Below are 1904 nucleotides of genomic sequence, written 5' to 3'. Positions count from 1 at the left end.
GGTGGTGGATGTGCGGCGCCGCACCCCGTAGGCTGTGGACCGCGCGCCGGGACACCGGCGCGGTGACCGCCCTTCCCGGATCGTCTAAGGGCAGGACAGCTGGTTTTGGTCCAGCTTATGGGGGTTCGAATCCTCCTCCGGGAGCCGTTCAGTCAGCCTTCGGCCGGTGCCCCGGCCGGAGGCTGACGGGTTTTCAGCCAGGATGTCCCGATAGTCTCTGAGCAGCCCGGGTGCGGCCGTGCGGAGTGCCGCGGCTCGGGGCGATCCCCTCCCTGCCGACCCGAGGAGCCTCCCGCGTGAGCGCCAACACCCCTGCAGCCGTGATCGTGCTCGCCGCCGGCGGCGGGACGCGGATGAAGTCCAGGACGCTGCCCAAGGTGCTGCACCCGATCTGCGGCCGGACCCTGGTCGGCCACGCGGTCGCCGCCGCCCAGGAGTTGACGCCCCGGCAGCTGGTCGTGGTGGTCGGCCACCAGCGCGAGCTGGTCCTGGCGCACCTGGCCGAGCGGTACCCGGACGTCTCCACCGCCGTGCAGCTGGAGCAGAACGGCACCGGCCACGCCGTGCGCACCGCGCTCGCCGAGCTGGCCGCCCGCAGCGAGCGCCCGAGCGGCACCGTGGTGATCACCACCGGCGACGCCCCGCTGCTCACCGGCGCCACCCTGGCCGCCCTGGTCGCCGCCCACGCGGAGCAGGGCAACGCGGCCACCGTCCTCACCGCCGAGGTCCCCGACTCCACCGGCTACGGCCGGATCCTGCGGGACGCCTCCGACGCGGTGGCGGCCATCGTCGAGGAGAAGGACGCCACCGAGGCCCAGCGGGCCGTCCGCGAGATCAACTCCGGGGTGTTCGCCTTCGACGCCGAGCTGCTCGGCGAGGCCCTGGCCAAGGTCACCACCGACAACTCGCAGGGCGAGGAGTACCTCACCGACACCTTGGAGATCCTCCGCACGGCCGGCCACCGGGTCGGCGCCGTGGTCGCCGCCGACCACCGCGACGTGCTCGGCATCAACGACCGGGTCCAGCTGGCCGAGGCCCGCCGGATCCTGAACGCCCGTCTGGTCGAGCGCGCGATGCGCGAAGGGGTCACCGTGGTCGACCCGGCCACCACCTGGTTCGACGTCCAGGTGACGTACGAGCCGGACGCGGTGGTGCTGCCCGGCACCCAGCTGCACGGCGCCACCCACCTGGGCGAGGGCTGCGAGGTCGGCCCGAACTCCACCCTGACCGACACCACCGTCGGCGCCGGCGCCACGGTGAGCAACACCACCTCGGTCGGCGCCGAGATCGGCGAGCTGGCCCAGGTCGGCCCGTACGCCTACCTGCGCCCCGGCGCCAGGCTGGCCCGCAAGGCCAAGGCCGGCACCTACGTGGAGATCAAGAACTCCGAGCTCGGCGAGGGCGCCAAGGTGCCGCACCTCTCCTACATCGGCGACGCCACCATCGGCGCCCACAGCAACATCGGCGCGGCCTCCGTCACGGTCAACTACGACGGCGTGAACAAGCACCGGACCACCATCGGCGCCCACTGCCGCACCGGGTCCGACAACATGTTCATCGCCCCGGTGACGGTCGGTGACGGCGCCTACACCGCCGCCGGCTCGGTCATCACCAACGACGTGCCCGCCGGCGCACTCGGCGTCTCGCGCGCCCAGCAGCGCAACATCGCGGGCTGGGTGGCCCGCAAGCGCCCGGGTACGGATTCGGCCAAGGCCGCCGAGGCGGCCGGGACGCAGGAGTCCTGAGGGACCCGAACGGCCCACCGGGGATCTTGCAGGGTGGTCCCGGGGCGGACGCTTCGCGGGCCAGCGCGTAACCTGGAGTACATACGTGCGCCACTGGGCTCCCTGGCCCGTGTTCTGGGCGTACCCCCATCCACTCGTCGACCACCGCGCCCGGGCCTG

General features: G+C 73.1%; 1 protein-coding gene and 1 tRNA gene. Both read left to right on the top strand.

What is annotated here, in order from left to right; genetic code table 11:
* The first annotated feature begins 73 nt into the window (after window positions 1-73).
* A tRNA-Gln gene (locus ACZ6ZR_RS10315) sits at window positions 74-144 on the top strand.
* A 152-nt stretch (window positions 145-296) separates the two neighbouring features.
* The gene (glmU, locus tag ACZ6ZR_RS10310) at window positions 297-1745 is read left to right on the top strand and encodes a bifunctional UDP-N-acetylglucosamine diphosphorylase/glucosamine-1-phosphate N-acetyltransferase GlmU (protein WP_465641374.1); all 1449 of its coding nucleotides are present in this window, start codon (window positions 297-299) and stop codon (window positions 1743-1745) included.
* The last annotated feature ends 159 nt before the right edge of the window (window positions 1746-1904 follow it).

Source organism: Kitasatospora sp. NPDC088742, from assembly GCF_055584905.1.
Note: the sequence above shows the minus strand (reverse complement) of the source record. Positions and strands in the feature narration are given on the sequence as shown.